This window comes from Lacimicrobium alkaliphilum (genome assembly GCF_001466725.1).
Taxonomy (GTDB): Bacteria; Pseudomonadota; Gammaproteobacteria; order Enterobacterales; family Alteromonadaceae; genus Lacimicrobium; species Lacimicrobium alkaliphilum_B.
Window position 1 is genome coordinate 2264010 of the sequence record NZ_CP013650.1, and the last position, 24360, is coordinate 2288369.

General features: G+C 49.5%; 29 protein-coding genes and 1 tRNA gene. 18 read left to right on the forward strand and 12 right to left on the reverse strand.

The features are described 5' to 3' along the window. Positions 1–228 precede the first annotated feature (228 nt). Together AT746_RS10320 and AT746_RS10325 are read left to right on the forward strand one after the other, a co-directional pair. Positions 229–450 carry a tellurium resistance protein TerC gene (locus AT746_RS10320; RefSeq protein ID WP_062480011.1) on the forward strand — a complete coding sequence of 74 codons (222 nt, stop codon included), beginning with the start codon at positions 229–231 and terminating at the stop codon, positions 448–450. A 111-nt stretch (positions 451–561) separates the two neighbouring features. Next, positions 562–638, forward strand: a tRNA-Val gene (locus AT746_RS10325). Positions 639–810: 172 nt separating this feature from the next. Here AT746_RS10325 and AT746_RS10330 read toward each other — a convergent pair. Continuing rightward, positions 811–1110, reverse strand: coding sequence for a hypothetical protein (locus AT746_RS10330; protein ID WP_062480013.1), 300 nt, complete (start codon positions 1108–1110; stop codon positions 811–813). A gap of 226 nt (positions 1111–1336) precedes the next feature. Beyond that, positions 1337–1609, reverse strand: coding sequence for a hypothetical protein (locus AT746_RS10335; protein WP_062480015.1), 273 nt, complete (start codon positions 1607–1609; stop codon positions 1337–1339). Positions 1610–1902: 293 nt separating this feature from the next. Here AT746_RS10335 and AT746_RS10340 point away from each other — a divergent pair, with 293 nt between their 5' ends. Continuing rightward, positions 1903–3174, forward strand: coding sequence for an O-acetylhomoserine aminocarboxypropyltransferase/cysteine synthase family protein (locus tag AT746_RS10340; protein ID WP_062480017.1), 1272 nt, complete (start codon positions 1903–1905; stop codon positions 3172–3174). A gap of 36 nt (positions 3175–3210) precedes the next feature. Here AT746_RS10340 and AT746_RS10345 read toward each other — a convergent pair whose 3' ends face one another. Further along, on the reverse strand, positions 3211–4275 hold the full coding sequence (locus tag AT746_RS10345) for a hypothetical protein (RefSeq protein ID WP_062480019.1): 1065 nt from the start codon (positions 4273–4275) through the stop codon (positions 3211–3213). Between the two features lie 257 nt (positions 4276–4532). Between AT746_RS10345 and AT746_RS10355 the strand changes: the two genes are divergently transcribed. The 7 genes from AT746_RS10355 (at position 4533) to AT746_RS10385 (ending at position 8267) form a co-directional block, all read left to right on the forward strand. Next, positions 4533–5051: a PTS sugar transporter subunit IIA gene (locus tag AT746_RS10355; RefSeq protein WP_082633230.1), complete on the forward strand. Its 519-nt coding sequence runs from the start codon at positions 4533–4535 to the stop codon at positions 5049–5051. Positions 5052–5161: 110 nt separating this feature from the next. After that, positions 5162–5521, forward strand: a complete 360-nt coding sequence (locus AT746_RS10360; RefSeq protein ID WP_062480026.1) for an ArsC family reductase — start codon at positions 5162–5164, stop codon at positions 5519–5521. Next, a complete protein-coding gene (dapE, locus tag AT746_RS10365; protein ID WP_062480028.1) occupies positions 5511–6641 on the forward strand; it encodes a succinyl-diaminopimelate desuccinylase in 1131 nt (376 codons plus the stop codon). Before AT746_RS10360 ends, dapE begins: the two co-directional genes overlap by 11 nt. Then, on the forward strand, positions 6635–7306 hold the full coding sequence (locus tag AT746_RS10370; RefSeq protein ID WP_062480030.1) for a M15 family metallopeptidase: 672 nt from the start codon (positions 6635–6637) through the stop codon (positions 7304–7306). The genes dapE and AT746_RS10370 overlap by 7 nt, the downstream gene beginning before the upstream one ends. A gap of 41 nt (positions 7307–7347) precedes the next feature. Then, positions 7348–7542 (forward strand): DUF2897 family protein, encoded by a 195-nt coding sequence (locus AT746_RS10375; protein WP_062480033.1) that lies wholly within the window; start codon positions 7348–7350, stop codon positions 7540–7542. A 162-nt stretch (positions 7543–7704) separates the two neighbouring features. Continuing rightward, entirely contained in the window at positions 7705–7968 is a 264-nt protein-coding gene (locus AT746_RS10380; RefSeq protein WP_062480035.1) for a YlcI/YnfO family protein, read from the forward strand. Beyond that, entirely contained in the window at positions 7968–8267 is a 300-nt protein-coding gene (locus AT746_RS10385) for a type II toxin-antitoxin system RelE/ParE family toxin (protein ID WP_062480037.1), read from the forward strand. Before AT746_RS10380 ends, AT746_RS10385 begins: the two co-directional genes overlap by 1 nt. Positions 8268–8270: 3 nt before the next feature. Here AT746_RS10385 and AT746_RS10390 read toward each other — a convergent pair whose 3' ends face one another. Then, positions 8271–8594 carry a heavy metal-binding domain-containing protein gene (locus tag AT746_RS10390; protein ID WP_062480039.1) on the reverse strand — a complete coding sequence of 108 codons (324 nt, stop codon included), beginning with the start codon at positions 8592–8594 and terminating at the stop codon, positions 8271–8273. Continuing rightward, complete coding sequence (locus tag AT746_RS10395; RefSeq protein ID WP_420480313.1) at positions 8591–8989, reverse strand: HIT domain-containing protein; 399 nt, start codon at positions 8987–8989, stop codon at positions 8591–8593. Before AT746_RS10395 ends, AT746_RS10390 begins: the two co-directional genes overlap by 4 nt. A gap of 100 nt (positions 8990–9089) precedes the next feature. Here AT746_RS10395 and AT746_RS10400 point away from each other — a divergent pair, with 100 nt between their 5' ends. Beyond that, positions 9090–9809, forward strand: coding sequence for a substrate-binding periplasmic protein (locus AT746_RS10400; protein WP_156413672.1), 720 nt, complete (start codon positions 9090–9092; stop codon positions 9807–9809). Positions 9810–9815: 6 nt separating this feature from the next. On the opposite strand, the gene astE is transcribed toward AT746_RS10400, so the two are convergent. The 5 genes from astE to seqA all read right to left on the reverse strand — a co-directional run bounded on the left by astE (position 9816) and on the right by seqA (position 17324). Further along, entirely contained in the window at positions 9816–10856 is a 1041-nt protein-coding gene (astE, locus tag AT746_RS10405) for a succinylglutamate desuccinylase (protein ID WP_062480045.1), read from the reverse strand. 61 nt (positions 10857–10917) lie between these two features. Beyond that, entirely contained in the window at positions 10918–12231 is a 1314-nt protein-coding gene (locus AT746_RS10410) for a putative bifunctional diguanylate cyclase/phosphodiesterase (RefSeq protein ID WP_062480047.1), read from the reverse strand. Positions 12232–12363: 132 nt separating this feature from the next. Next, complete coding sequence (locus tag AT746_RS10415; protein ID WP_062480048.1) at positions 12364–14856, reverse strand: glycogen/starch/alpha-glucan phosphorylase; 2493 nt, start codon at positions 14854–14856, stop codon at positions 12364–12366. Between the two features lie 236 nt (positions 14857–15092). Continuing rightward, positions 15093–16736, reverse strand: a complete 1644-nt coding sequence (pgm, locus tag AT746_RS10420; RefSeq protein WP_062480049.1) for a phosphoglucomutase (alpha-D-glucose-1,6-bisphosphate-dependent) — start codon at positions 16734–16736, stop codon at positions 15093–15095. 27 nt (positions 16737–16763) lie between these two features. Beyond that, on the reverse strand, positions 16764–17324 hold the full coding sequence (gene seqA, locus AT746_RS10425) for a replication initiation negative regulator SeqA (RefSeq protein WP_062480050.1): 561 nt from the start codon (positions 17322–17324) through the stop codon (positions 16764–16766). Between the two features lie 109 nt (positions 17325–17433). Between seqA and AT746_RS10430 the strand changes: the two genes are divergently transcribed. The 3 genes from AT746_RS10430 (at position 17434) to fldA (ending at position 19040) form a co-directional block, all read left to right on the forward strand. Beyond that, positions 17434–18198 (forward strand): alpha/beta fold hydrolase, encoded by a 765-nt coding sequence (locus tag AT746_RS10430; RefSeq protein ID WP_062480051.1) that lies wholly within the window; start codon positions 17434–17436, stop codon positions 18196–18198. 68 nt (positions 18199–18266) lie between these two features. Further along, positions 18267–18488, forward strand: a complete 222-nt coding sequence (locus AT746_RS10435) for a DUF2788 domain-containing protein (RefSeq protein WP_062480053.1) — start codon at positions 18267–18269, stop codon at positions 18486–18488. A 27-nt stretch (positions 18489–18515) separates the two neighbouring features. Next, a complete protein-coding gene (gene fldA / locus AT746_RS10440) occupies positions 18516–19040 on the forward strand; it encodes a flavodoxin FldA (RefSeq protein ID WP_062480055.1) in 525 nt (174 codons plus the stop codon). A gap of 89 nt (positions 19041–19129) precedes the next feature. Here the strand turns inward: fldA and cysB are convergent, their stop codons facing one another. Further along, entirely contained in the window at positions 19130–20104 is a 975-nt protein-coding gene (cysB, locus tag AT746_RS10445) for an HTH-type transcriptional regulator CysB (RefSeq protein WP_062480057.1), read from the reverse strand. A 211-nt stretch (positions 20105–20315) separates the two neighbouring features. Between cysB and AT746_RS10450 the strand changes: the two genes are divergently transcribed. Continuing rightward, positions 20316–21008, forward strand: coding sequence for a sensor histidine kinase (locus AT746_RS10450; RefSeq protein WP_062480059.1), 693 nt, complete (start codon positions 20316–20318; stop codon positions 21006–21008). Positions 21009–21051: 43 nt separating this feature from the next. Next, the gene (locus tag AT746_RS10455) at positions 21052–21816 is read left to right on the forward strand and encodes a hypothetical protein (protein ID WP_062480061.1); all 765 of its coding nucleotides are present in this window, start codon (positions 21052–21054) and stop codon (positions 21814–21816) included. Here the strand turns inward: AT746_RS10455 and AT746_RS10460 are convergent, their stop codons facing one another. Beyond that, complete coding sequence (locus AT746_RS10460; RefSeq protein WP_062480064.1) at positions 21817–22770, reverse strand: LysR family transcriptional regulator; 954 nt, start codon at positions 22768–22770, stop codon at positions 21817–21819. Between the two features lie 167 nt (positions 22771–22937). Between AT746_RS10460 and AT746_RS10465 the strand changes: the two genes are divergently transcribed. Both AT746_RS10465 and AT746_RS10470 read left to right on the forward strand, forming a co-directional pair. Then, positions 22938–23639 (forward strand): CoA transferase subunit A, encoded by a 702-nt coding sequence (locus AT746_RS10465; protein ID WP_062480066.1) that lies wholly within the window; start codon positions 22938–22940, stop codon positions 23637–23639. Positions 23640–23649: 10 nt separating this feature from the next. Next, positions 23650–24306 (forward strand): 3-oxoacid CoA-transferase subunit B, encoded by a 657-nt coding sequence (locus tag AT746_RS10470; protein ID WP_062480068.1) that lies wholly within the window; start codon positions 23650–23652, stop codon positions 24304–24306. Positions 24307–24360: the final 54 nt, after the last annotated feature.

Genomic DNA, 24360 nt, shown 5'->3' on the forward strand with positions numbered 1-24360 from the left:
TTCAAAGTGGGCGGCATTATATCATAAGGAGTTGATTACGCATGATTTCAGTGCTGGGTTCTGCGGTGCTTTTTAGTCTGTTTTGACATCAGTTGTAACAGTTATGAGGGTGCATATGGATCAGGCTTTGGCTAAGGTTTAACCTGAAACAGGTTCGGGAGATTGATAATGTTAAGAACACTGCGCATCACCGTAGGCGCGCTCTTCACCAGGTTCGGGAGATTGATAATGTTAAGAACACTGCGCATCACCGTAGGCGCGCTCTTCACTCTGGTGGGCGTTGTTTTTGCCATCCTGCCCGGTTCCATCTTATTTTTACTCAGCGGTCTGGTATTACTGAGTATGGAATTCCCGAAAATTCGCAACGCACTGGGGCATTGCCAGAAAGCCATGCAAACCAGCGCCCGAAAACTGGACCGCTACCTGCTCCAGCGGAAACTCAGCCGCTGAACAGAATTGCAGCAGTTAAGCCGCCGGGGCGAAAAAGCACTTGCACCGGATAAGCCCCATGGCTATTATACGCGCCGTTTCCGGTAATCACCGAAAACGGCCTTTTATTGTGCGTCCGTAGCTCAGTTGGTTAGAGCGCTGCCTTGACATGGCAGAGGTCGGTAGTTCGAGTCTACTCGGACGCACCACTCCCCTGATTCCCGATTGCTATCTGCACAAAACTACCACTCAGACTGATCGTTTCTTTAACACTTTACAGAGCAACTAATCTCAGCAGTTCAGTTCCGGGTCGTTACTCAGAATGCCTAAGACCAGCCGATGTGCCTGTCCTGCTCCGGATTTGCTCCCGAACTCGCAGGGTCATTGTTTGTTCCTTAAAGCCTGAGTCAGCTGTTCCTTATTCATCTTACTGCGATCCTTAATATTTCGTTCTCTGGCGAGGTTGTAAAGCTCCCGACGGGTTCTCTGTTCATACTCTTTGTTGGGATTACCCGTACCCTGAGACGTTTTGTTGGGCGTTCGGCCCTCTTCACGCCGCTGTTGGTTAACGGTTCTGGCAGCAACACGCTCGGCCTTGTCCTTGCTGGCACCGCGTTCGATCTCACTTTTTTTGATATGCTGGTACTGTCTTTCGTCTTTTTCGTTCCATACTTCTGGCATCAGGTTCTCCATTTTTGGTCTGTACTGAAGACAATATAACGCCGATGCATGTTTTTGTTAAAGGATCACAAAAGCCATTGATAACAGCAGGCACATTCAGCTTTCTTCAGACGGTAAGCCGGGTACTTTCTGGCCGACAGAGGCAACAATATCCTCTCCACTGCACTGCTTTTTGTTTTTCAGATTGGCCATGCTGCATTGCCCGGGCTCACTTTCCAGACAAAACTCAAATCGGGTCTGTACCTTTATTGGCTGACTGATAATTCCTTTTGGTAACCCGGACCACTTCCAGCGTTTGACGACAGCCTTCTTTGCCCTGAATCGCTCTTTTAATCGGGTAACGGGGCGGAAAACGTTCAAGCTCCTGCCACTTTTCATCTATTTGTCCCGGCTCAGCCGCAATCGAACTGGCCGAAGGAGAAGCTGACGAAGGTGCTGGAGTATTAGTGCACCCTGCAATCCATACCAGGCCAAATATTGCTGTTGTTATCTGTCGCATTGTTTTTCGTCCTTGTAAACCAGGGAAATAGCGATCTGAAAGCCCAATCAGGCCTGAGATCAGATTGCTCAGCCGAGCAATTTTCCTGCTGATTAAAAAGCCAAAGGCTTAATCCTATACGCCAGTTGCACAAACGCTTCACTTAACTGGCCGGTTTCTGCCAGTACTTTTTACTATTGACGATCCGAGCGATATAAGAATGTTATTAGAGTTCTAAGCCCGGCATACCAAATCAGCTTTCGCTCAGGCACAATCCTTTGATAAATAACGGGATATAACAGGAGAGTCCAATTATGAAACTTGAGTCACTGGCGCTTCACCACGGCTATGAATCTGAGCCGACCACTAAGTCAGCCGCGGTTCCCATTTATCAGACCACTTCTTACACATTTGATGACACTCAGCACGGTGCAGACCTGTTTGACCTTAAGGTACAGGGCAACATCTACACTCGCATTATGAACCCCACTACTGCGGTTCTTGAGCAGCGTTTAGCGCAGATGGAAGGGGGTATCGGCGGGTTGGCAGTCGCCTCTGGCATGGCCGCCATTACCTATTCGATTCAGGCCATTGCCAGTGCCGGTGATAATATTCTTAGCACCAGCCAGTTATACGGCGGCACTTATAATCTGTTTGCCCATACCTTTCCCAGACAAGGCATTGAGGTAAGGATGATCTCCCATGATGATTACGCCGGTTTTGAAGCCGCAATCGATGACAACACCAAAGCCATTTTCTGTGAATCTATTGGCAACCCTGCGGGTAATGTAGTTGATATTGTCAGACTTTCAGAGATCGCCCATCGCCATGGCATTCCTCTGATCGTCGATAATACCGTGGCGACGCCTTATTTATGCCGCCCTTTCGATCTTGGCGCAGATATTGTCGTACATTCACTAACCAAATATATCGGCGGGCACGGCACCACGGTCGGGGGGATGATCATTGACTCAGGAAACTTTGACTGGAAAGCCAATGCCAGCCGTTTCGCTGTGCTCAATGAACCCGACCCTTCCTATCATGGTGTCGTTTATACCGAAGCACTGGGAGCGGCGGCATACATAGGGCGCTGCCGTGTGGTCCCTTTGCGCAATACCGGCTCAGCGCTGTCACCCCATAGTGCATTTTTATTACTGCAGGGGCTGGAAACGCTGGGACTGCGTATGGAACGCCATTGTGAAAATGCGGAGAAAGTTGCCGCTTTTTTGCAAGGTCACAACAAAGTTGCCTGGGTAAACTATGCTGCCCTGCCAGACAGCCCATATCACGACATCGCTCAGAAAGTCACAGGTGGCAAAGCGTCCGGCATCATCAGCTTTGGCATTAAAGGCGGCCGTGATGCAGGCGGACGTTTTATTGATGCATTACAAATGATCCTGCGTCTGGTCAATATAGGCGATGCAAAATCCCTGGCTTGTCATCCGGCTACCACCACTCACCGTCAGCTCAATGCACAAGAGCTGAAAAAAGCAGGTGCCAGTGAGGATATGGTGCGTATATCAGTGGGTATCGAACATATTGATGACATTATTGCCGATATCAGCCAGGCGCTGGAAAAAGCCTGACTCTGGAATAAAGCCGCACCACGGTTTGTGGATTGACTAGAATGCCAGCGGCTTTATTTTCTCCGCCACATCAGGGTCTTGTGCCAGCTGTATAAAGGCCTCGCCAAGGCGGTCAGATTCTCTGATCACCTTTTGCCAATATGGAATGCGTTGCTGTGGAGTCATAGTCTCAAAGTCTTTTCGGTCCGGAATTTTGCCGTAAGGCAGTGATGATACAAACTTATCCGAGGGCACCAGCATCAGGGTGTTGGCATAGCTTTTTGCACCAGGCATGCGGGATTTAAGGTTTTTATCAAACCAACCGGGCACCGGCTTTTTATAAAAATGTGGATAAAACACCAGCCCGGGTTTAGGGCCAAACTGCAAATCAAAATGGTAGTCTATGATGCCGCCGTCACGGTACATGCCTGGCGGTGCACCGGGGATGTTTTTTACCCCTTCGAGCACCACAGGAATCGACCCTGAGGCCAGCAATGCGGACTTAAGGTTCGCTTCTGACAGCGCCACGCTATAGCTAGGCATACCGTGTGGGTCAGTAATACTTAGCTGCGCATCAGGGGCCGAAAAAATATAGCGCTGATAAAAACGACCAAGATGTTTACGTTTTATCAGGTTAGCACCGGCACTGGCGAGTAAGCCGCCAAGCTGAAAAGGCTTAGACTCCAGCGCAGTGGCGCCGCGACAGCGGGCCACAATAAAATGGGCCTGAATGGCCGGATTGTGCAGTATTTCATGTATGCCATTCTCTCCCAGCACAACATTAAGCAGTTCCCTGCCCTTGTCGGAAATTTCCCGGGCATCGGGTTTATCTGAGTACACCGTCTGTGAATAACATTCTGCCAGCCGGTTTAAGGCAGCAAGCGGGTTCTGCTGGGCAAAACAGGCAAAACGAAAGGCTCCGGCAGAGGAGCCTATGGCCTGTAATGGCGTTTCACGATTAGTGAAAAACTCAGAAAACACCACCCGGTCAAGCCCGGCCAGCACAAACCATTTGGGGCCGCCTGAGGCCCCCAAAGCATAGTCAAACAGCTGTTGTTTTAATCCCTGCTCGCGAATTGCTTTTAAGGCATTGGGCCCTGCATATAACTCCAGATCAGCCATTTATTCTCCTGCACGACTTAGTTGCGGGCTGGATTATACAAAAAACCAGCGATAAGTTTGTCCAATATGCACACAAACTTTGATCACTTTTCAGCTGTTGGGGAAAAACCGTACACCGGGTTATTCTTCATTTTAAACATGAACTTAGAGCACTTATAAAGAGTACTTAACAAGGTTATCCACAGATAGTGTGGATATGTAGAAAACTATTCACAGCTGCGGTTATACTGGGGCCAATCTTTACAAACAGTAAACTTATGACACTGCCACCTCCTTTTTCCTTGTCCATTTCTGCCCAGCGCGCCGAAGACTGCAGGGTTACCTTGCCTGTACCGGCGCCTGTAAGCGGTAAGGTTGAGCCCATGGCACAGGTGCCCTCTGCACTGGTAACAAGCGGGCTGCTCGGTGCCGGCGTGGCTATCTCACCCACGGGTCATACTGTGCTGGCGCCATTTTCCGGTACGGTGGTGTCTGTCAGTTCCACTAAAGAACAAATACGCCTTAAGAGCCGTCAGGGGCTGGAGCTGTTAATTCAGGTTGGGCTCAACAGCCATAAGATGATGTCTGAAGGTTTTAAATCCCATATCAAAGCCGGGGATAAGATTACCCAGGGGCAACTGTTGATGGAGTTTGATCTGCGTAAACTCCGCCTTGGCTGCACCTGTCCTTTATGCCTGGTGCTGGTGCCGGTATTACCACGCCTGAAACATATTCAGGGCCATTACCACAGCCTGATGGCCGGTGAGGAGCCCTGTATGACATTGTTTTTAAGCTGAAGGATGTGGATTTAACATCGGCCTGTGCATAGCTTATAGCCCGGTTATATCGAACTCAGGTTTAAAATCGGCTAAGCTGTACAGCCCGTTAAACTGACTCAAATTAGACTATGACCACGCTGTACGGTATTAAAAATTGCGACACCATCAAAAAAGCCCGCAAATGGCTGGAACAACATAATATTCCCTTTACCTTTCACGATTACAGAACTGACGGCCTCGACACAGCCTGGCTGGCTGAACGCATTGACGAGCTTGGCATTGAGGCACTGGTGAATAAACGGGGCACCACCTACCGCCAGCTTGGTGAAGCACAGAAAGTCGCCATTGAAAATCAGAACAAACAAGAAACCCTAGAGCTACTGATCGCAATGCCCGCCATGATTAAACGCCCGCTGCTGCGCTATCAGGATAAGTCTTATCTGGGTTTTAAAGCCGATCAGTACGCGAGCCTGTTCAATGCAAACTGATGTGTTAGCCCTGGCCAAAGCCCTGATCAGCAAAGATTCTGTTACCCCTGACGATGCCGGTTGTCAGGCTATGATGGCTCAGATATTAAAACCCTTAGGTTTTGATATCGAAATGCTGCCCTTTGAAGATACCCTGAATATGTGGGCGCGGCGTAATCACAACGGGCCGCTGCTGTGCTTCGCCGGGCATACCGATGTGGTACCGGCCGGGCCACTGGATAAATGGCATACGCCGCCCTTTAAACCGGTGGAAAAAGAGGGTTATCTGTATGGCCGCGGCGCCGCCGATATGAAAGGCAGCCTGGCGGCAATGTTATCTGCGGTGCATAACTTTGTCAGCAAACACCCACAGCATAAAGGCTCTATTGCTTTTTTAATTACCAGTGACGAAGAAGGCCTGTTTATCAACGGCACTACAAGGGTGATCGATACCCTGGAAGCCCGTAATGAAAAAATCGACTGGTGTATCGTGGGTGAGCCTTCCAGCACTGAGCTTTTAGGCGATGTGGTTAAAAATGGACGCCGCGGCTCCTTAACCGGCCATTTGCAGGTAAAAGGCATTCAGGGCCATGTGGCCTACCCCCACCTTGCCCGTAACCCGGTGCATCAGGCAGCGCCGGCATTGGCAGAGCTGGCTTCAACGACCTGGGATCAGGGTAATGAGTTCTTTCCGCCCACCAGTTTTCAGATATCCAACTTAAGTGCCGGTACCGGTGCGGGCAATGTTATCCCCGGAGAAATGCAGATTCAGTTTAACTTTCGCTTTTCCACCGAAGTCACAGATCAGCAACTGATTGAGCGTACCCGAGCCATTCTGGATAAACATCAGCTCGAATACAGCCTGGACTGGACCTTTAACGGCCAGCCGTTTCTGACCGACAGTGGCGAGCTGGTCAGTGCCACCACAGCGGCAATAGAGACGATCTGCGCCAGGAAAACCCAGCTTTCTACCGCAGGCGGTACCTCTGACGGGCGTTTTATTGCCCCCACCGGTGCCCAGGTCATTGAGCTTGGCCCGGTCAACGCCACCATTCATAAGGTCAATGAGTGTGTGAAAATTGACGATTTATACCTGTTGGCCAAGACTTACGAAGCCATACTCGAAAATCTGCTATGTTAAATTTCGAGCAACTTAGCGGCCAGCGTGACGATCACCTGGTCGAGGCCGAGCCCGGGCATAAATTGCTTAAGCAGGTAGCCGGTGCGCTCAGCGTCATGCGCGAGGCTGCCGCAGAAGATGGCGTCAGCCTGGATCTGGTCAGCAGTTTTCGCTGTTTCAGCCGCCAGTTACGTATCTGGAATGAAAAATGGCATGGCCTGCGGCCGATACTGGATGAGCAGCACCAGCCACTGGACCCACAGTTGCTCGGCGAGTCAGAAAAGCTGTTCGCCATATTGCGCTTTTCCGCCCTGCCCGGTACCAGCCGTCATCACTGGGGTTCTGACTTTGATGTGTTTGATGCCAAAGCAGTACATAATTATGAGCAACCGTTTCAGCTGATCAGCAGTGAGTACGAACCCGGCGGCCCCTGTTATGGGCTGTCACAATGGCTGGATAAACACGCCGCAAAATTTGGCTTTTACCAGCCCTACAATGGCCAGAATGCGGTTGCGCCGGAGCCCTGGCATCTCAGCCACAAGCAGAGTTCAGAGGCATTGCCCGGGCTGCTGGAAAAAGCGCCCCTGCAAAAGCTGATAGAATGCTCAGAGATTGCCGGTAAAGAAACTATACTTGAGCATCTTGATAAGATTATTCGCCGCTATATCCAACTGGAACAACCCTGAGCGGCAAGAGCGCCCCTTAGCAAGGAACCGGAGAACACTTTATGAGCTGGGAAGTTGCGCTATATATCGCCCTGCCGCTGTTTTTTATTATCGGCAATATTATGATGGTGAAGCATTCGGCAAAAATGAAAATGCCGTCGTTAAAAGATCATATGCCTGATAAGAAAAAAGAGCCGGATTCAGCCCCCTCTGCGGATAAAGCTAATAACAAGAAAACTCCACCTGAGCAAGATTGATAATGAATTACACAAAATGGGTTTTGCAACGCTTCCCCGACCTACAAAAGCGCTTGATGAAACATAATTGCTGCAGTCTGCCTTAAACTCTGAACAGGGAGTTGCAGATAAGGATTAACATGCCTAGAATGTATTGCAAATGCAATACATTGTGTGTTTACTATGAAATCAGCGACCATTCCACCACTTCGGGTCACAACCGAACTACGTAATGATGCGGAAAGTGTGCTTCTTGAAGGGGAATCCCTGAGCAGTTTTGTGGAAGAGTCCTTGCGGCGGCAAATTGTGCGTCGAAAGATGAATCAGGAATTTATAGCCCGAGGGCTGGCTGCTGGCGAGAAAGCCAAATCCACTGGGCAATACGCCTCAAAAGATGAGGTGATACATTCTCTGCACTCAATCCTTGAAGGATCTGAGCAGAAATAATGAGTTACCAGATTCGCTTCACCCTGGAAGCCAGAGAGGATATCGAACGACTATATAAATTCCTGGTAGAGCGGGATCCTGATACAGCACACAGAGCGCTAAGAATCATTGAACAAGCTTTATCCTTTCTGGAAGAATTTCCTTTTTCTTGCAGGAAGGTAGAGAAAGCCAACCCCTTCTTAAGAGAACTCATTTTTCCATTCGGTAGCGCTGGTTACGTGGCTTTGTTTGAAATTGAGAATCAGCAATGGGTAACTATTCTCGCTGTCCGGCACCAGCATGAGGATGACTATCACTAGGCCTTAGTCCCGATATCTCACCGCTGTACCGCTGATGCTTACCATCAGCATACTGCCTTGTTTTCCCACCACTTCGTAGTCAATATCCACACCAATTACGGCGTTGGCGCCCATTTGTCTGGCCTCGTTTTCCAGCTCTGCAAAAGCGATTTTGCGGGCCCGGGTCAGCTCGTCTTCATATGAGCCGGAGCGCCCGCCCACAATATCGCGGATAGAGGCGAAAATATCTTTGAACAGGTTGGCGCCCATCACCGCCTCACCCACTACCACACCTAAATAGGCTTCAATGGATTTGTTGTCCAGGGTATGAGTTGTACTGATGATCATATTACTTCCTTAACGTTTTCTAGTTGTGTTTTTATGGCGTCAATCTGTTTGTTTGCCTCACTCTCTGTATAAGGCACTGGTGGAAACTTCCCCCACACAGGCTGAGGCCAGGCGGCATCCTGTTTAAAGCGGACGATATGATGAATGTGCAACTGCGGCACCATATTGCCCAGCGCGGCGATATTGAGTTTATCGGGATGGTACTGTTGCTGCAGCGCCCGGCTTAACCAGGCAGATTCACACCACAGTTGTTGCTGCTGCTCAGTACTGAGATCAATAACTTCCTTCGCCTGCTCTGCTCTGGGTACCAGAATAGTCCAGGGATACTGACTGTCATTCATCAAGAGCACCAGAGATAAGGGTAATTCAGTCACAACAAAGCAATCCTTTTGCAGTTGCTGGTGTAATATAAACATAAGTTTTTCTAGCTGGCTCTGTGGTGCTTAATAATTTATTCTAATCTTTGTTGTTATACCAGCCGTTAAAGAGGTCAGATTGTTACCGGACATGAATGCCCTGCGTACTGCTTTTATCCTAGGTCTGCTGGTGCCCTTTACTGCCCTGAGCGCACAGCCCGTGCTGCAGATTGTCACTGAACTCTCACCACCTGCGCAGACTCTGACAGATAACAAGGTCACCGGTACCGTCACCCAAAGAGTCCGTAATATTCTGGCCCGTGCCGGGGTTGAAGGAGAATTTCATATCTATCCCTGGGCCAGAGCATTTAACCTGGCCAGCAAACAGCCCAACACCCTGATTTATGCGATGGCCCGCACACCCGAGCGGGAGCAACAATTTCAATGGATTGGAAAAATCGGTGAATATCGGCTGGGTTTGCTGAGGTTGGCATCAAACAATGAGGCTACTATCAGCTCCCTTGAAAATGCAAAAAACTTCGTCACCGCAGTACAGCGAGAAGATGTTGCGGTTGAGTTTCTGCGTAAAAAGGGCTTTGAAGAGGGAAAGTCTTTACTGATTACATCCGATATTACTGCCTCCTGGGAGTTGTTACTTAAGGGCAAAGTGGATTTTATTATCGAAGACCCCGATGCCAAGCAGGGCATGCTGGCACAGTTCGGCCTTAACCAGGCCCATGTGACTATGGCCTGGATGATCCCCGAACTGGCCAAACCCACCTGGCTGGCTGCCAGTCTTAGTACCGACAGCAGCCTGGTTGAGCGTCTTCGACAGGCGTCCTTATCCGTTCAGCCCTGACTGGCCTTACCCGGCACTGATTAGGGTTGGCACCACCGTTAACAGCGCCCGTTGTCCCAGCGCCACTTTGGCATTGGGAAATACAATGGCCTCCCCTTGCTGCTCCACTTTGTAGACTGCCCCGGGCTCTTCAGCCAATACATAACCAACGGGAAAATCAGTGAAATTAGGGGTATCATCGTCAAAATTAAGGCGAAAATCTTCTTTTGTGCGATTGATTACCTGATTGATCGTAAAAATATGAAAGTCCGCCTCGTTGTATTCGGGCAGGGTTAATTCGGGCTCAGCAATCAGCGCTGTGAGGGTCTCTCTGACCTGCAGAAAACGGCTCATATCATTTTCACCGAAGGGCCTGACTTTACCTAACTCGACGGTAAAGGCATCGGCATCAAACTCATTGGAGGAAAAATAACTGAAGGTCGTCGTCGGACTGTTTGACAACAAAATGGTATTTACTCCACAGGCAAGCAAAAAGCACAGCTGACCGGTTTTCCAGGGTTTACCATGTCGGTATGGGTAAACCGCAAATTTTTCATTTTTGGATGCGCGGATTGCGGTGTGTAAATCATAATGGCAACGGTAATTCTGCTCCAGCTCGTCACCTTCGGCATAGAAGTGCCGGATGGCATCTTCCAGCGCTTTGGCCCGTTTGCGCTCATCATTAACCAGCCCCGGCCCTTTCGAATGCGCACCGCTGAAAAGCCGGTTCATATTCTCTTCGACAAAACGCTCACCAATGTCCATAGCCGGCAGATTGCCAAACAGGAAAAGCACGCGATGGCTGGCGCTGAGTTTTCCGGTCAGCAGTGCCACCACCAAATCATCACAAATTTCTATGGGCGCGGTTTCGTTACCATGCACACCGCAGGAAAGTACGATATCTTTACCCTTTGGCTGTGGCGGCGTAAAACTGATAATACCGGGGGCACTAATGACAACCTGAGTGCCGTTTTTCAGTTCAAAAGTCTGAGGCTGGGAGAAAAGTTTGGGCTGTGTGCGGCTAAGGTGTAAAAACTGACCTTGGTCAATCAATTGCTGTTTGCTCATGGATGATCATTGTGAGGGTTCGACAAGGCGTGCAAGTTTAGCAGAAATAACTGCAGTTGTGTCAGCCAACCCGGTCCTGGTAGGCCAGTGAGGTGCCAACCATCAAATCGGTCTGGGTGAGTTCAATCAGGTCATTAAAGGGCACTGCCCTGGCAAACAGAAAGCCCTGCCCCCGCAATATGCCCATTTCTCTTAGCAGGTGCAACTGCTCAACGGTTTCGATACCCTCGGCAATGACCTGACAATTGATAGATTCGGCGATTAACTGCGAGGCCTGAATAATGGCTTTATTGACCGGATTGTTTTCCAGCTCCATCACAAAGGTCTTGTCTATTTTGATGGTATCGAGCCGGATATCACGGATATAGGCCAGATTCGAATAACCCTTACCGAAATCATCCACCGCAATATCCAGGCCCAGGGCTTTGATGTCGGCCAGTTGACGCTTAACCAACAGAGAATTAGACAACGCCACATCCTCAGTCAGTTCCAGTTCAATCTGCCCCAGGTCAACCTGATAGGCCTGTGCCAGTTGCCTGACCTTACTTACAAATCTGGAGTCATAAAGCTGGGTGGGTGAGATATTGACGGACACCTGCAGATCCAGCCCCCTGCTTTGTAATTCAAAGGCAGTCTGAAACGCCCTCTCCAGCACCCAGTAGCCTACTTCATTCATCATATTATAGGACTCGGCCGCTTCAATAAATGAACCCGGTACGATGATACCGTCCAGCGGATGGTTCCAGCGCAACAGGCATTCGGCGCCGACGATTTTCAGGGTATTCAGATCTACCTTGGGCTGAAAGTACAGTTCCAGCTCATCATTGGCAAAGGCCCGCTTAAGATCCGCTTTAAGAGCAAGGGAGCGCCCTGTTTCAGCTTTTTCTGCCAGGTTAATAACATGAAAGTTATCATACTTGTTCTGCTTGGCTTGTTTCAGCGCCGCTTCGGCCGCCGAAAATACCCGGCTGATATCCGTATTGGTGGGCAAGTTAGACACCGCGCCAACATTAAAATCTGCCACAAAGGCATTGTCTTCGAAACTGATGGGGGTTTTGAAATGTTCTATAAGGTGGCTGTAAAAGCCATGTAACTGAGATTCCGAGTGAGTGCCGGGTAACATTAAGCCAAAGATATCACCACTGATCCGCCCAAGCAGACAGCGATCGCCAAACAACAACTCGATACGTTTGGCCACCTCAGCCAGAATAATGTCACCAATGCGGTAACCAAAACTGCTGCTGACATCCGAGAAGCGCACCACATCAACCAGCAACAACGACAGGCACTGATCCGCCTGAATCGCATGCTCGATACGATCCAGAAACGCATACCTGTTCGGAATGGCTGCCAGTGACTGGTTATAAAGACTCATTGAGTACTGCAACACCTCTGATATATAACTGAATTCTATCCCTTTAATCCAGCATAAAAAAAGCCCAAAAAGGTATTTTTGAGCTTTTTCTATTTAAACAACTGTAAAGCTGTCAAAAATACAATATTTAACTCACTCTACATGACAAGGCGTTAAGCGCCAAATTCTGTCTACATACTCACGTATAGATCTGTCAGAGGTAAACTTACCCATACGGGCAGTATTAATGATGGCTTTGCGCGCCCAGCCTGACTTGTCGCGGTAGGCTTTGTCTGCTTTTTGCTGGGCTTCTGAGTAGGCATCAAAGTCTGCCAACACCAGATAGGGGTCACCGCCATCGAGTAAACTTTGCTTGACAGAAGCCAGTTCACCGGGTTTGCCGGGGGTGAAGTAATCTGTCTCCAGCCAGTCCAGAACCGCTTTGATTTCACGGCTGTTATCGTAGATATCATAGGGGTTATAACCGGCTTTGCGGATTTTTTGCACCTGTTCTACCGTGAGACCAAAAATAAAGATATTTTCATCCCCGACTTCCTCGGCAATCTCAATATTCGCCCCATCCAGGGTACCTACTGTCAGTGCACCATTGAGCGCCAGTTTCATATTGCCGGTTCCGGAGGCTTCTTTACCCGCGGTTGATATCTGTTCAGATATATCCGCCGCCGGAATCATCTTCTCCGCCAGGCTGACCCGATAGTTGGGCAAAAATACCACTTTAAGCTTGTGGTTTACCCGTACGTCATTATTGATCTTATCCGCCACCTTGTTGATGGCATAGATAATATCCTTGGCCAGTTTATAGCCCGGTGCCGCCTTGGCACCAAACAGGAAGGCTCTGGGGTGCATGTCATAGTCCGGATTTTCCAGTAACCGACGATACAGCGCCAGGATATGCAATAAATTCAGATGCTGACGTTTATATTCATGCAGGCGTTTGATCTGAATATCAAAAATCATATTCGGGTCAAGCTCGACACCGGTCAGAGTCTTGACCTCTGCTGCCAGCCTGACTTTGTTATCATGCTTGATTTGCATAAATTGCTGCTGGAATTCCTTGTCATCAGCGAAGTTCGCCAGCCCCTGCAGTTTGTCCAGATCCGTCGGCCACTGATCCCCGATGCGGCTGCTGATCAGGTTTGATAAGGGCGGATTACAGGCCTTAAGCCATCGTCTGGGAGTAATTCCATTGGTGACATTGGTAAGTTTGCCGGGCCATAATTGTTCAAATTCGGGAAACAAGTTCTCTTTTACCAATCGTGAATGGATCTCCGCCACGCCGTTGACCGCAAAAGAGCCAATCACCGACAGATTACCCATACGGATCATCTTCTCGCTGCTCTCTTCAATAATCGACAGTTTGCGTTTCATGGCGTCATCACCGGGCCATTTCTTCTCCACCTCGCGCATAAATCTGTGATTGATCTCGTAAATGATCTCCAGATGGCGGGGCAGGATTTTCTCCAGCATGCGTGCCGGCCATTTTTCCAGTGCTTCTGGCAACAAGGTATGGTTAGTGTAGGCGAAGGTTTTGCTGCTGATCTTCCAGGCCGAATCCCAATCCATTTCGGCTCTGTCTACCAGAATACGCATCAGTTCAGGAATCGCGATGGCCGGATGGGTATCATTGAGCTGGATCACCACCTGGTCGGAGAATCGGCTCCAGTCATCACCATGGGCCCGTTTGTAACGGCGGATAATGTCCTTCAGTGAGCAGGCACAGAAGAAGTATTGCTGGATCAGGCGCAGTTCCTTTCCTGCTTCGGTTTCGTCATTGGGATAGAGAACTTTGGATATGGTCTCTGCCTGCACATTCTCGCGCTGTGCATCCACATATCCGCCGGCATTAAACACATCCCAGTTAAAGTAATCCGAAGCCTGACTCTCCCAAAGCCGCAACACGTTAACGGTCTTACCGCCATAACCCACCACAGGAATGTCCCAGGGCACGCCCTTAACAATTGAGCCGGGGTGCCATTCCTTATGAATCTGGCCTTTATCGCCATACTTTGTCTCTACATAGCCATACAAAGGGATCTCCTGAATCGACTCTGGCCGACAGATTTCCCAGGGATTTCCGTAATCCCGCCAGCTGTCGGGACGTTCAATCTGCACCCCACTACGAATTTCCTGTCGGAACAGGCCGTGTTCATAATGCAGGCCGTAACCAATGGCCGGCAGATCGAGGGTCGCCAGAGAATCGATAAAACAAGCCGCCAATCGTCCCAGACCACCGTTACCCAGAGCCATATCCGGCTCCTGCTCCATCACATCGGTCAGATCCACACCCAGTTCGCGCATGGCCTGATGGGTTTTCTCATATAATCCCAGATTATGCAGATTATTCGACATCAGACGGCCCATCAGAAACTCAGCTGAAAAATAATGTACCGCCCGGGTGTCATTCATATAGTGCGCTTTTTGGGTACTTCGCAGTCTTTCCAGTACTTGTTCCTGCACTGCGGCACAGGCCGCTTTCCACCAGGCATGCTCATTAGCTTTGTTCTCATCGGTGCCCAGCGTGCAATGCAGGTGCCGGACCACCGCCTGTTTGATATCGTCTTTACTGAGCCCGTTCATGGCCTTATTCGTCGATACCACTTTGTTTGTTTGTTTCGCCTTTTTCATCGGTCTGTCTCCGCTGCTGAATCTCGGGGTGTCAGTACAAATAAAACGATGGATCTGCACTGCCTATGATTCTGTAATAAAATTACATCAATAGTTAAAGTCTACCTCTTTTGCGGCGAAATAAAATGACTTAAATGTTATTTTTTGGTTAAAAAAAAGGCCGGTATCGAAATGCCGGCCATTTTTTGTTGTAAATTTACATTTTATAAACATTATTTTAGCATCGTGTTTTCAACTTAGCTGTTGAAAACACCGGCGATAAGATCCTGCGCTTCATTTAATAACAGTTTAAGGTGCTTCTCATCCTTAAAACTCTCGGCGTAGATCTTATATACCGCTTCGGTGCCAGAGGGTCTTGCCGCAAACCAGCCACTTTCTGTACTCACCTTCAGCCCGCCTATAGCAGCGTCATTACCGGGCGCCCGGGTCAGTACCTGAGAAATCGCCTCTCCAGCCAGTGTCGTGGAGGTGATCACCTCAGCGGTCATTTTGTTCAATTTGATTTTCTGACTGGCTGACGCGCTGACATCCAGGCGTTTATAGCTGGGTTGGCCAAATTTCAGTGCCAGCAGATCATAGTGCTCGGCGGGATCTTTGCCGGTTACTGCCAATATCTCCGCTGCCAGTAAACACATGATAATGCCGTCTTTATCTGTGGCCCAGGTACTGCCATCGCGGCGTAAAAAGATGCCACCGGCGCTTTCTTCGCCGGCGAAGCCCATACTGCCCTCGAGCAGGTAAGGCACAAACCATTTAAAACCTACCGGCATTTCAGCAAGTTCCCGGCCAAGATCTGCAGCCACCCGATCAATCATTGCACTGGATACCAGCGTTTTTCCAATTTTCATCTGCTTATGCCACTGGCTGCGATGGCGGTACAGATAATCAATCGCCACCGCCAGATAGTGGTTCGGGTTCATCAGCCCGCTGCCCCGGCAGACGATGCCGTGACGATCAAAATCGGCATCATTACCAAAGGCCAGATCAAAACGGTCCTTCAATGCAATCAGACCCGCCATGGCAGAAGCAGAAGAGCAATCCATGCGGATTTTGCCGTCTTTATCCAGATGCATAAAACGAAAGGTGGGATCCTGATAGGGATTGACCACTTCAATATCCAGTTTGTACTGCTCCGCAATACGATGCCAGTAATGCAAACCGGCACCACCGAGCGGGTCTGTGCCCAGTTTCAGCTTCGCGCTACTGATCGCCTGCAGATCAATGACCTGATCCAGTTCGTCAATATAGCTTTTGGCAAAGTCTTTCTCATGCACCAGACCACTGCGCAGAGCAGCAGCAAAGGTCATTCGTTTAACCCCGTTGAGCTCTGCAGCAATCAGATCATTGGCACGGATCTGAATCGCATCGGTCACCTGAGTATCAGCGGGGCCACCATGAGGAGGATTATATTTAAAGCCGCCATCCTGCGGCGGATTATGGGAAGGCGTAATCACCACACCATCGCCGAGCCCGGTTTCCCGGCCGAGGTTATAATTCAGTATGGCGTGAGATATCGCGGGCGTAGGGGTATAACCGCGCTCCACTTCTACCACCACAGTGACATCATTGGCACATAGCACTTCCAGCGCCGTAATAAAGGCCGGCTCTGACAGCGCATGAGTATCCATGCCCATAAACAGCGGGCCACTGATATTATTGGTCTGACGATATTCAGCCAGTGCCTGACAAATGGCCGCGATATGCCAATCATTAAAGGTATATTCCAGTGAACTGCCGCGGTGGCCTGAGGTGCCAAAGGCTACGGCATGAGCCGGCTCGGTTTTATCAGGCTGATTACTGTAATAGGCCGCTACAAGCCTGGGAATGTTGACTAAGTCCTGTGGACCGGCGAGTTGTCCTGCTCTGGGGTCAAGTGCCATGAATTTATCCTCATTTGCTGACTGAAACTATCCGTCATTTCCTGTTGACGGGTCCAACAATTTCGTCAGCGCCTGGCTGTCTGCATCGCTGTAACCCAATACCCGTGTCACTTCCTGCAACATGGTCACTTTTTTGCCGGTATTGTTATTTGTCACCACCCAATAGTGACTTTCAGGCAGCTGTTTGGGATTAGTGCTGCTGCCACTGGCGAGCAGCTGATCTTTACTGGTCGCAAAATACACCCTGTTACGGCCCCGTAATTCGAGTACTTTTGAGAAGCTGTCAGGGTTAAACTTGACCATCGCGCCGAGAATAGACAGAAAACGATCTACGGTACGTTTTTGCCTGACGACTCCGACCCGCTCCAGGTGCGCAAACAGATCCTGTTGTTTGCTCTGGGCCTTTGCCGGCACCGTAATTGCTGAGGATGCGGTGACCTGTTTGCTGGTGACTGTCTTTTCAGGACTGGCGGACTCTGCCTCTGGGAGCAACAATCGGCGCAGAATGTCTGAGGCACTCTCACCGATATCCTGGGTTTGCATGGCGATATAACGGTACAAATCTTCATCTATTTCAATGGTTTTCATTTATCACTACCGGTGTATTGAAAGGTTCTGATTGGTATTATACGGAGTACACAGATTGGTTACAGTACAGCATTTGTTCAACATGTGCTTTTTTTAACAGGAGTTCAGAATGTCCCTCAATTACCAGACAACGGGTGAAGGCGAAGCAGTCATTTTATTGCACGGCTTATTCGGCAGTCTGGAAAACCTTAACAGCATAAAACGGGCTCTGGAGACGGACTACCAGGTGGTCAGCGTGGATTTACCGGACCATGGCGATTCACCACACTCACAGCACTTCAGTTATCAGCAGTATGCAGACAGCGTACTGACTCTGATGGATGAGCTGAAGCTGGACAAGGCAATAGTTCTTGGCCATTCCATGGGCGGGAAGGTAGCGATGACCCTCGCTCTGCAACACCCGGACAGAGTCAGTAAGCTTATCGTTGCAGATATTGCTCCAGTCACCTATCCGGACAGGCACAGCGGCATTATTGAAGCGCTCAAATCTGTTGATCTCAGTGGCTTACAAAACCGTACTGAAGCCGACAAACAGTTGGCTAAGAATATAGATGAACAGGGCATTCGCCAGTTTTTACTTAAGGGCCTGCAAAAGTCTGACGCTGGCTGGGGCTGGCGCTTTAATCTTTCCCTGCTGGAAAATGACTATGCCGACATTACCGATTGGCCAGACACCAGTAAATCCTATCAGGGGCCGGTACTGTTTATCAAAGGTGGCCGCTCAGATTATTTACAGGCAGAACATAAGCCTCGTATAGCCCGGTTGTTTCCTCATAGTCAGGGACATATTATTCAGGATGTCGGACATTGGTTGCATGCAGAAAAACCACAACAATTTAATCAGGTGGTGGCAGATTTCCTCCGTCAGGACTGATTCTCAATAGCAACAAAACGCCCTGTATGCTATAGTCCGCGCCGTTTCTAACCGGCACAGAATCAGGTATGTTGAGTGAGTATTACGAACAGATAGAGGCAGTTGTCTTAAACCTGTCCCTGACCGCCCTTTTTCTTCTTATGGCCTATGCCGTACATGATGTACTGAAGAAAAACGACGTTCCCATGGCAGGACGTTTAGTGGTCTATCTGGTATTGTTTCTCGGCGCTGCCGGATTTCTGGCAAAAGGGTTTATTCAAGTATTCTGGCAATCTTCAGGCGTGGGTTAATCCCGCAGGACAGAGGTATCTGAACATATGGCAAGCGTGGGTCTATTTTTTGGTAGTGACACCGGCAACACCGAGCATGTTGCCAAAATGATACAGAAAGAACTGGGCAAACAACTGATTGAAGTTCATGACATCGCCAAAAGCAGCAAAGAAGATATTGCTGAGTTTGATCTGTTGATGTTTGGCATTCCGACCTGGTACTACGGCGAAGCCCAGTGCGACTGGGATGATTTTTTCCCGGAGCTGGAAGAGATTGATTTCACCGATAAACTGGTAGCCATCTTCGGCTGTGGCGATCAGGAGGATTATGCAGAATACTTCCTCGATGCCATGGGCATGGTCCGTGATATTGTCGAAGCTAAGGGCGCTATAGTGATCGGCCACTGGCCTGTTGAAGGTTATAATTTCGAAGCCAGCAAGGGCATGGCCGACGACGATCATTTTGTCGGTTTGGGTATCGATGAGGATCGCCAGCCTGAGCTGACCGAACAACGGGTTAAGAACTGGTGCAAACAGGTTTATGAAGAGATGTGTCTGGCTGAGCTGGAATAACACATCTAAACCAGAGCATTAAAAAAGGCCGCTGGGTAATCCAGGCGGCCTTTTTTATGTACCGGAATATGTCGTCAACAGTGAGTACTTTACTTCACCGGCAGCGTCAGGCCCTTAAACATTTTCTCCACTTCATCGTTGCTCTTCTGCATCATCGCTCTTTCTACCACGTCTTTGGTCAGATGCGGGGCGAAGCGCTCAATAAAGTCATACATATAACTGCGTAAAAATGAGCCTTTTCTGAAACCAATCTTGGTGGTGCTGTACTGGAACAGATGACTGGCGTCGATTTTAACCAGATCACCATCGAGTTTCTCATCCAGCGCCATAGAAGCAATCACACCGATACCCACGCCCAGTCGCACATAGGTTTTGATCACATCAGCGTCGGTAGCGGTAAAGACAATTTTGGGCTCCAGACCGGCACGATTAAAGGCATCGTCCAGCTCTGAACGGCCGGTAAAACCAAATACATAAGTCACCAGCGGATACTGAGCGATATCTTCGATAGTGATAGAAGTTTTGTTGGCCAGCGGATGTTCGCGATTAACGATAATACTGCGATTCCAGTGATAGCAGGGCAACATCACCAGATCGTTATATAAATGCAGGGCTTCCGTGGCGATGGCAAAGTCGGCTTCGCCCTTGGCGGCCAGATCACTGATTTGCGAGGGGGTGCCCTGGTGCATATGCAGTGACACTTTCGGATACTTGTTCATAAAGCCCTGAATTACCGGCGGTAACGCATAGCGGGCCTGAGTGTGGGTGGTGGCAATATTCAGCTTACCCTGATCCGGCAAAGTGTGTTCACGGGCCACTGCCTTGATACTCTCAACCTTGGCAAGAATTTGCCGGGAGATATTGATCACGTCCTGGCCGGCTTCAGTCACATGAGTCAGGTGCTTACCGCTGCGTCCGAAAATCTGCACCCCTAACTCGTCTTCCAGCATCCTGACCTGCTTGCTGATCCCCGGCTGTGAGGTATACAGGCTCTCGGCAGTTGCAGATACATTAAGGTTGTTGTTAAGGACTTCGACTATATATCGCAGTTGTTGTAATTTCATTGTGACCCGGCGTTATCCTGTTACTTTTGCGCTTATATGCAAAATTTATATACTGAACGGGAAATTAATTCCATAAAATTTTAGAAAAAGCCCCGACGAATTTCCAGATGAAAAGGTTAAGTCCTTGTCATACATGAGATTTCGCCTTGCGACTTTTACTGTGCCCTGTTACCTGTTATAACAACAATATCAAATCAAAGCTGTGCCCACTATGCCAAATTCAAATAAGCAGATCGACTTTTCAACAGTACTGGCAGCCGGTGTTCATGATATGAAGAATTCACTGTGCCTGTTATTGCAGTCTGTCGAAAACCTGTCCAGGGAACTTCCTCAGCATGATGATAATATCACAACCAACCTGGCCAGCCTCCAGTATGAAGCATTCCGCCTGAATACCGGTCTGATGCAGTTGTTGTCCTTATACCGGGCAGAAAAACAACAATTGCCGGTAAGCATAGATGAAGTCTATGTGGAGGATATCATTGACGATATTCTGGCTACCAATGAAACCTACATCAACAATAAACACATGGAACTGGAGATTGAGCAACCCGAAGAGCTGGCCTGGTATCTGGATGGCGATTTGGTCAATCTGCTGCTCAACGACATACTCATCAACGCCATGCGATACAGCAATAAAAAGCTTAAACTCAGCTGTTTTGAAGAAGATGGTTTTCTTAATTTCACGCTGGAAGATGACGGCCCAGGTTATCCCGAGGAGATGTTACGGGCAGGCAATACCGATATGCGGGATTTCGATATCAGCACCGGGCGTACAGGTTTGGGCCTGTTTTTTGCGCGCATGATCGCACAGGCCCATACCAACAATGGCAAAACGGGATCCATTCATCTGCAAAATGGCGGCAATCTGGGGGGGAGTGTTTTTACTCTGAAAATACCCTAATATGCGTCAAGTTGTATGTTGTTTGATAACAAAGTGAAAACATATGTTCACCATAGTAATTGTACTTATTGTCGCCCTCATCATTATTGCCATAGTGATCAACGCTATTCAGCAACACAGGGAACAGGTAGAGGCAGAAAGACGGGCTGAACTGGCCAAGCAAAAGGCCGTCGTGGATGAGACCGAAGACGCCCTGATGGCGGCGGCACATATTCCCGTTTCCCAGCATATGATCCTGATTCTGAACAAGCGTATCCTTAACGGGCTCAGGGAAATGCTGGAACTAAATCCCAAGGCCAGGGACCTCAAGCAACGTATAAAAGATGCCGAAGAGCGGGTTAAGTCCATCGACACCAATCAACCCCCACCAGGCAGTGACAACTTTTCCCTGCCCGACAATGACAAACAGATTATCGTGCTGATTCAGGGTATCAAGAAACTGCGCACCATCCTGCGCTCCGAAAACTCAAAAGGCAAAGTGGATACCCAGGTATTTCTCGCTGAAGACAAGCGCATGGCCCGCCTGCAACTGAAAATCAATGTGGAAACCCTGGTTAAACGGGGCAGAAGTGCCATCAAATCGGATATGCTCGGCTCGGCGCGGCAGTACTTTGAAAAAGCCATTGCGGCACTGAACTCGTCTTCAGAGCAGGACGAGTACACCACTGCCAGAAGACAGGAGCTTGAGCAAAACCTGGAAACCATTCAGAACAACCTGCGTAACGCTAATGCTCAGGACAGAGCCAGGAAAAAAGAGGAAGAGCGGGACGAACTGGACGAGCTTTTTGCCCCGAAGAAAAAGTGGTAGTCAGCGGTTTTTCGCCATCAGTTGCTGCCAGTCCATTTGTTGCAATTGTTCGAGTAATCTCGCCGCCGGCACCGACAGGCTGCCGCGGCTTCTTTTGATCACACCGACCCGCTTGCCCTGCGCCAGTTCAAGCGGCAAACAGCGCAGCCCCCTGCCCTGCATTTCCTGACGACAAATTGCCGGCACCACAGATACACCCATACCCGCTGCCACCAACTGCCCTACGGTAGACAACTGCCCTGCTTCAGCAACCAGTGTTATCTTAATACCCTCGGCCAGCAATGCCTGATCGCACCAGTTGCGTATACTTGAACCTCTGTTCATGGCCACATAGCTGAGCTGTTGCAGATCGCCCCATGTGAGTGCCGCCCTTCCCGCCAGTTTGTGCTCAGGCGACATAATCACCAGAAAACTGTCGTCAAACAATGGCAGAAAATCCAGGCCTTCCATTTGCCTGGCCTCGAAAATAATTCCCAGCTCGGCTCTTTCATCCAACACCGCTTCCACTGCCTGCTCCATCACCACATCCAGTACAGCAATATTAATACTGTCATACTGCTTATGATAAGCACTGAGTACGCCCGGCAACAGGCTGTTGGCAAAAGAGGGCATGGCCGCCACCGTCAGCTTTCCCCGCTGCATGGCAAACAGGTTGTGCAGGTCGGTAAAGGCTTCATCCCAGTCACGCAACAGACGCTGAGCAACAGGCAAAAAGCTCCGTCCCTCAGCAGTAAGCTGTACTGCCCGGGTAGTACGGGACAACAGTTTGCCACCGATAAGCTGTTCAAACTTCTTAATCGCAATCGACAAGGCCGGCTGAGACAGATGCAGACGATCCGCCGCATCGGCAAAGGAACCACTTTGTGCCAGCTGTACAAACACCTGTAACTGGCGATAGGAAACGGACTTGATCCCCGCCTGAGCGCCGTTGTGTTGTGTGGATGCGCCGGACATAACTGACCTTATCAATTCATTTATTTAACTTATTATTAACTAAATTATATTAATTTTACATATTTGATTTACTGGCAGATACTAATTCAATGCCTGATTAAGGCACCCTTTACAACAACTAAAACCCAGTATGCGAGCCCAGCGGCTTCGCCAACCAGGAGAACTACATGGCAGGTTTTGACAAAGTAGTATCCAGCTATGAACACGCCATGGCCGGATTAGAGAACGATATGACCATTATTGCCGGAGGCTTTGGCCTGTGCGGTATACCGGAAGGACTGATAGGTCAGATTAAAAAAATGGGCGTATCGGGTCTGACCGTGGTGTCCAACAATTGTGGCGTCGATGGTTTTGGTCTGGGCATTTTGCTCGAAGACAAACAAATTAAAAAAATGGTGGCGTCTTATGTGGGGGAAAATGCCCTGTTTGAGAAGCAACTTTTAAACGGCGAGCTGGAAGTAGAGCTGACCCCTCAGGGCACGCTGGCGGAAAAAATGCGCGCAGGCGGTGCCGGTATCCCGGCCTTTTTCACCGCAACAGGTTACGGCACACCGGTCGGAGAAGGTAAAGAAGTCAGAGAATTTGATGGCCGCCCGTATATCATGGAAGAGTCCATTACCGGTGATTTTGCCATCGTCAAAGCCTGGAAGGCCGATCGCTATGGCAACTGCATTTACCGCCACACCGCGCAGAACTTTAATCCCATGGCGGCCACTGCCGGTAAAATTACTGTGGTTGAAGTGGAAGAGATTGTCGAGCCCGGTGAGATCCCGCCAAGCCAGATCCATACCCCCGGGATATACGTGGATCGGGTGATTAAAGGCACCTTCGAAAAACGTATCGAACGTAAAATTACCCGCAGCGCATAAGGAGAAAATGATGGCCCTTTCAAGAGAACAAATTGCGATGCGCGTTGCGCAGGAATTCAAAGATGGCAGCTATGTAAACCTCGGCATTGGTATACCCACCCTGGCTGCCAACTATGTATCTGATGATATCTCCGTGATGCTGCAGTCAGAGAACGGCCTGCTCGGAATGGGGCGCTACCCTGATGAGGACGAAGTGGATGCCGACATGATCAATGCCGGTAAAGAAACCGTCACCGCCAGCGTTGGTGCATCTATTTTCAGCTCGGCAGAGAGCTTTGCCATGATCCGTGGCGGCCATGTGGACTTTACCGTACTGGGCGCCTTCGAGGTTGACCAGCAAGGTAATATTGCCTCCTGGATGATCCCCGGCAAGCTGGTTAAAGGCATGGGCGGTGCCATGGATTTGGTGGCCGGCGCCAAGAACATCATTGTCACCATGACCCATGCCGACAAACATGGCAACTCCAAATTACTGGAGCACTGCCAGCTGCCCCTGACCGGGGTCAATTGCATCACCCATATCATCACCGATCTGGCGATGCTGGAAATCAAAGACAATGCCTTCCATCTGCGCGAGCGGGCGCCCGGTGTCACGGTAGATGAAATACGCGAAAAAACCGCCGGTAAACTGGTGGTGGATGGAGATATCCCTGAAATGCGTTTTTAATAGCGGAGCTTTACTCTCAAAACGTGGTAGCAGGCGCGTGATTCTGCGAGTGAG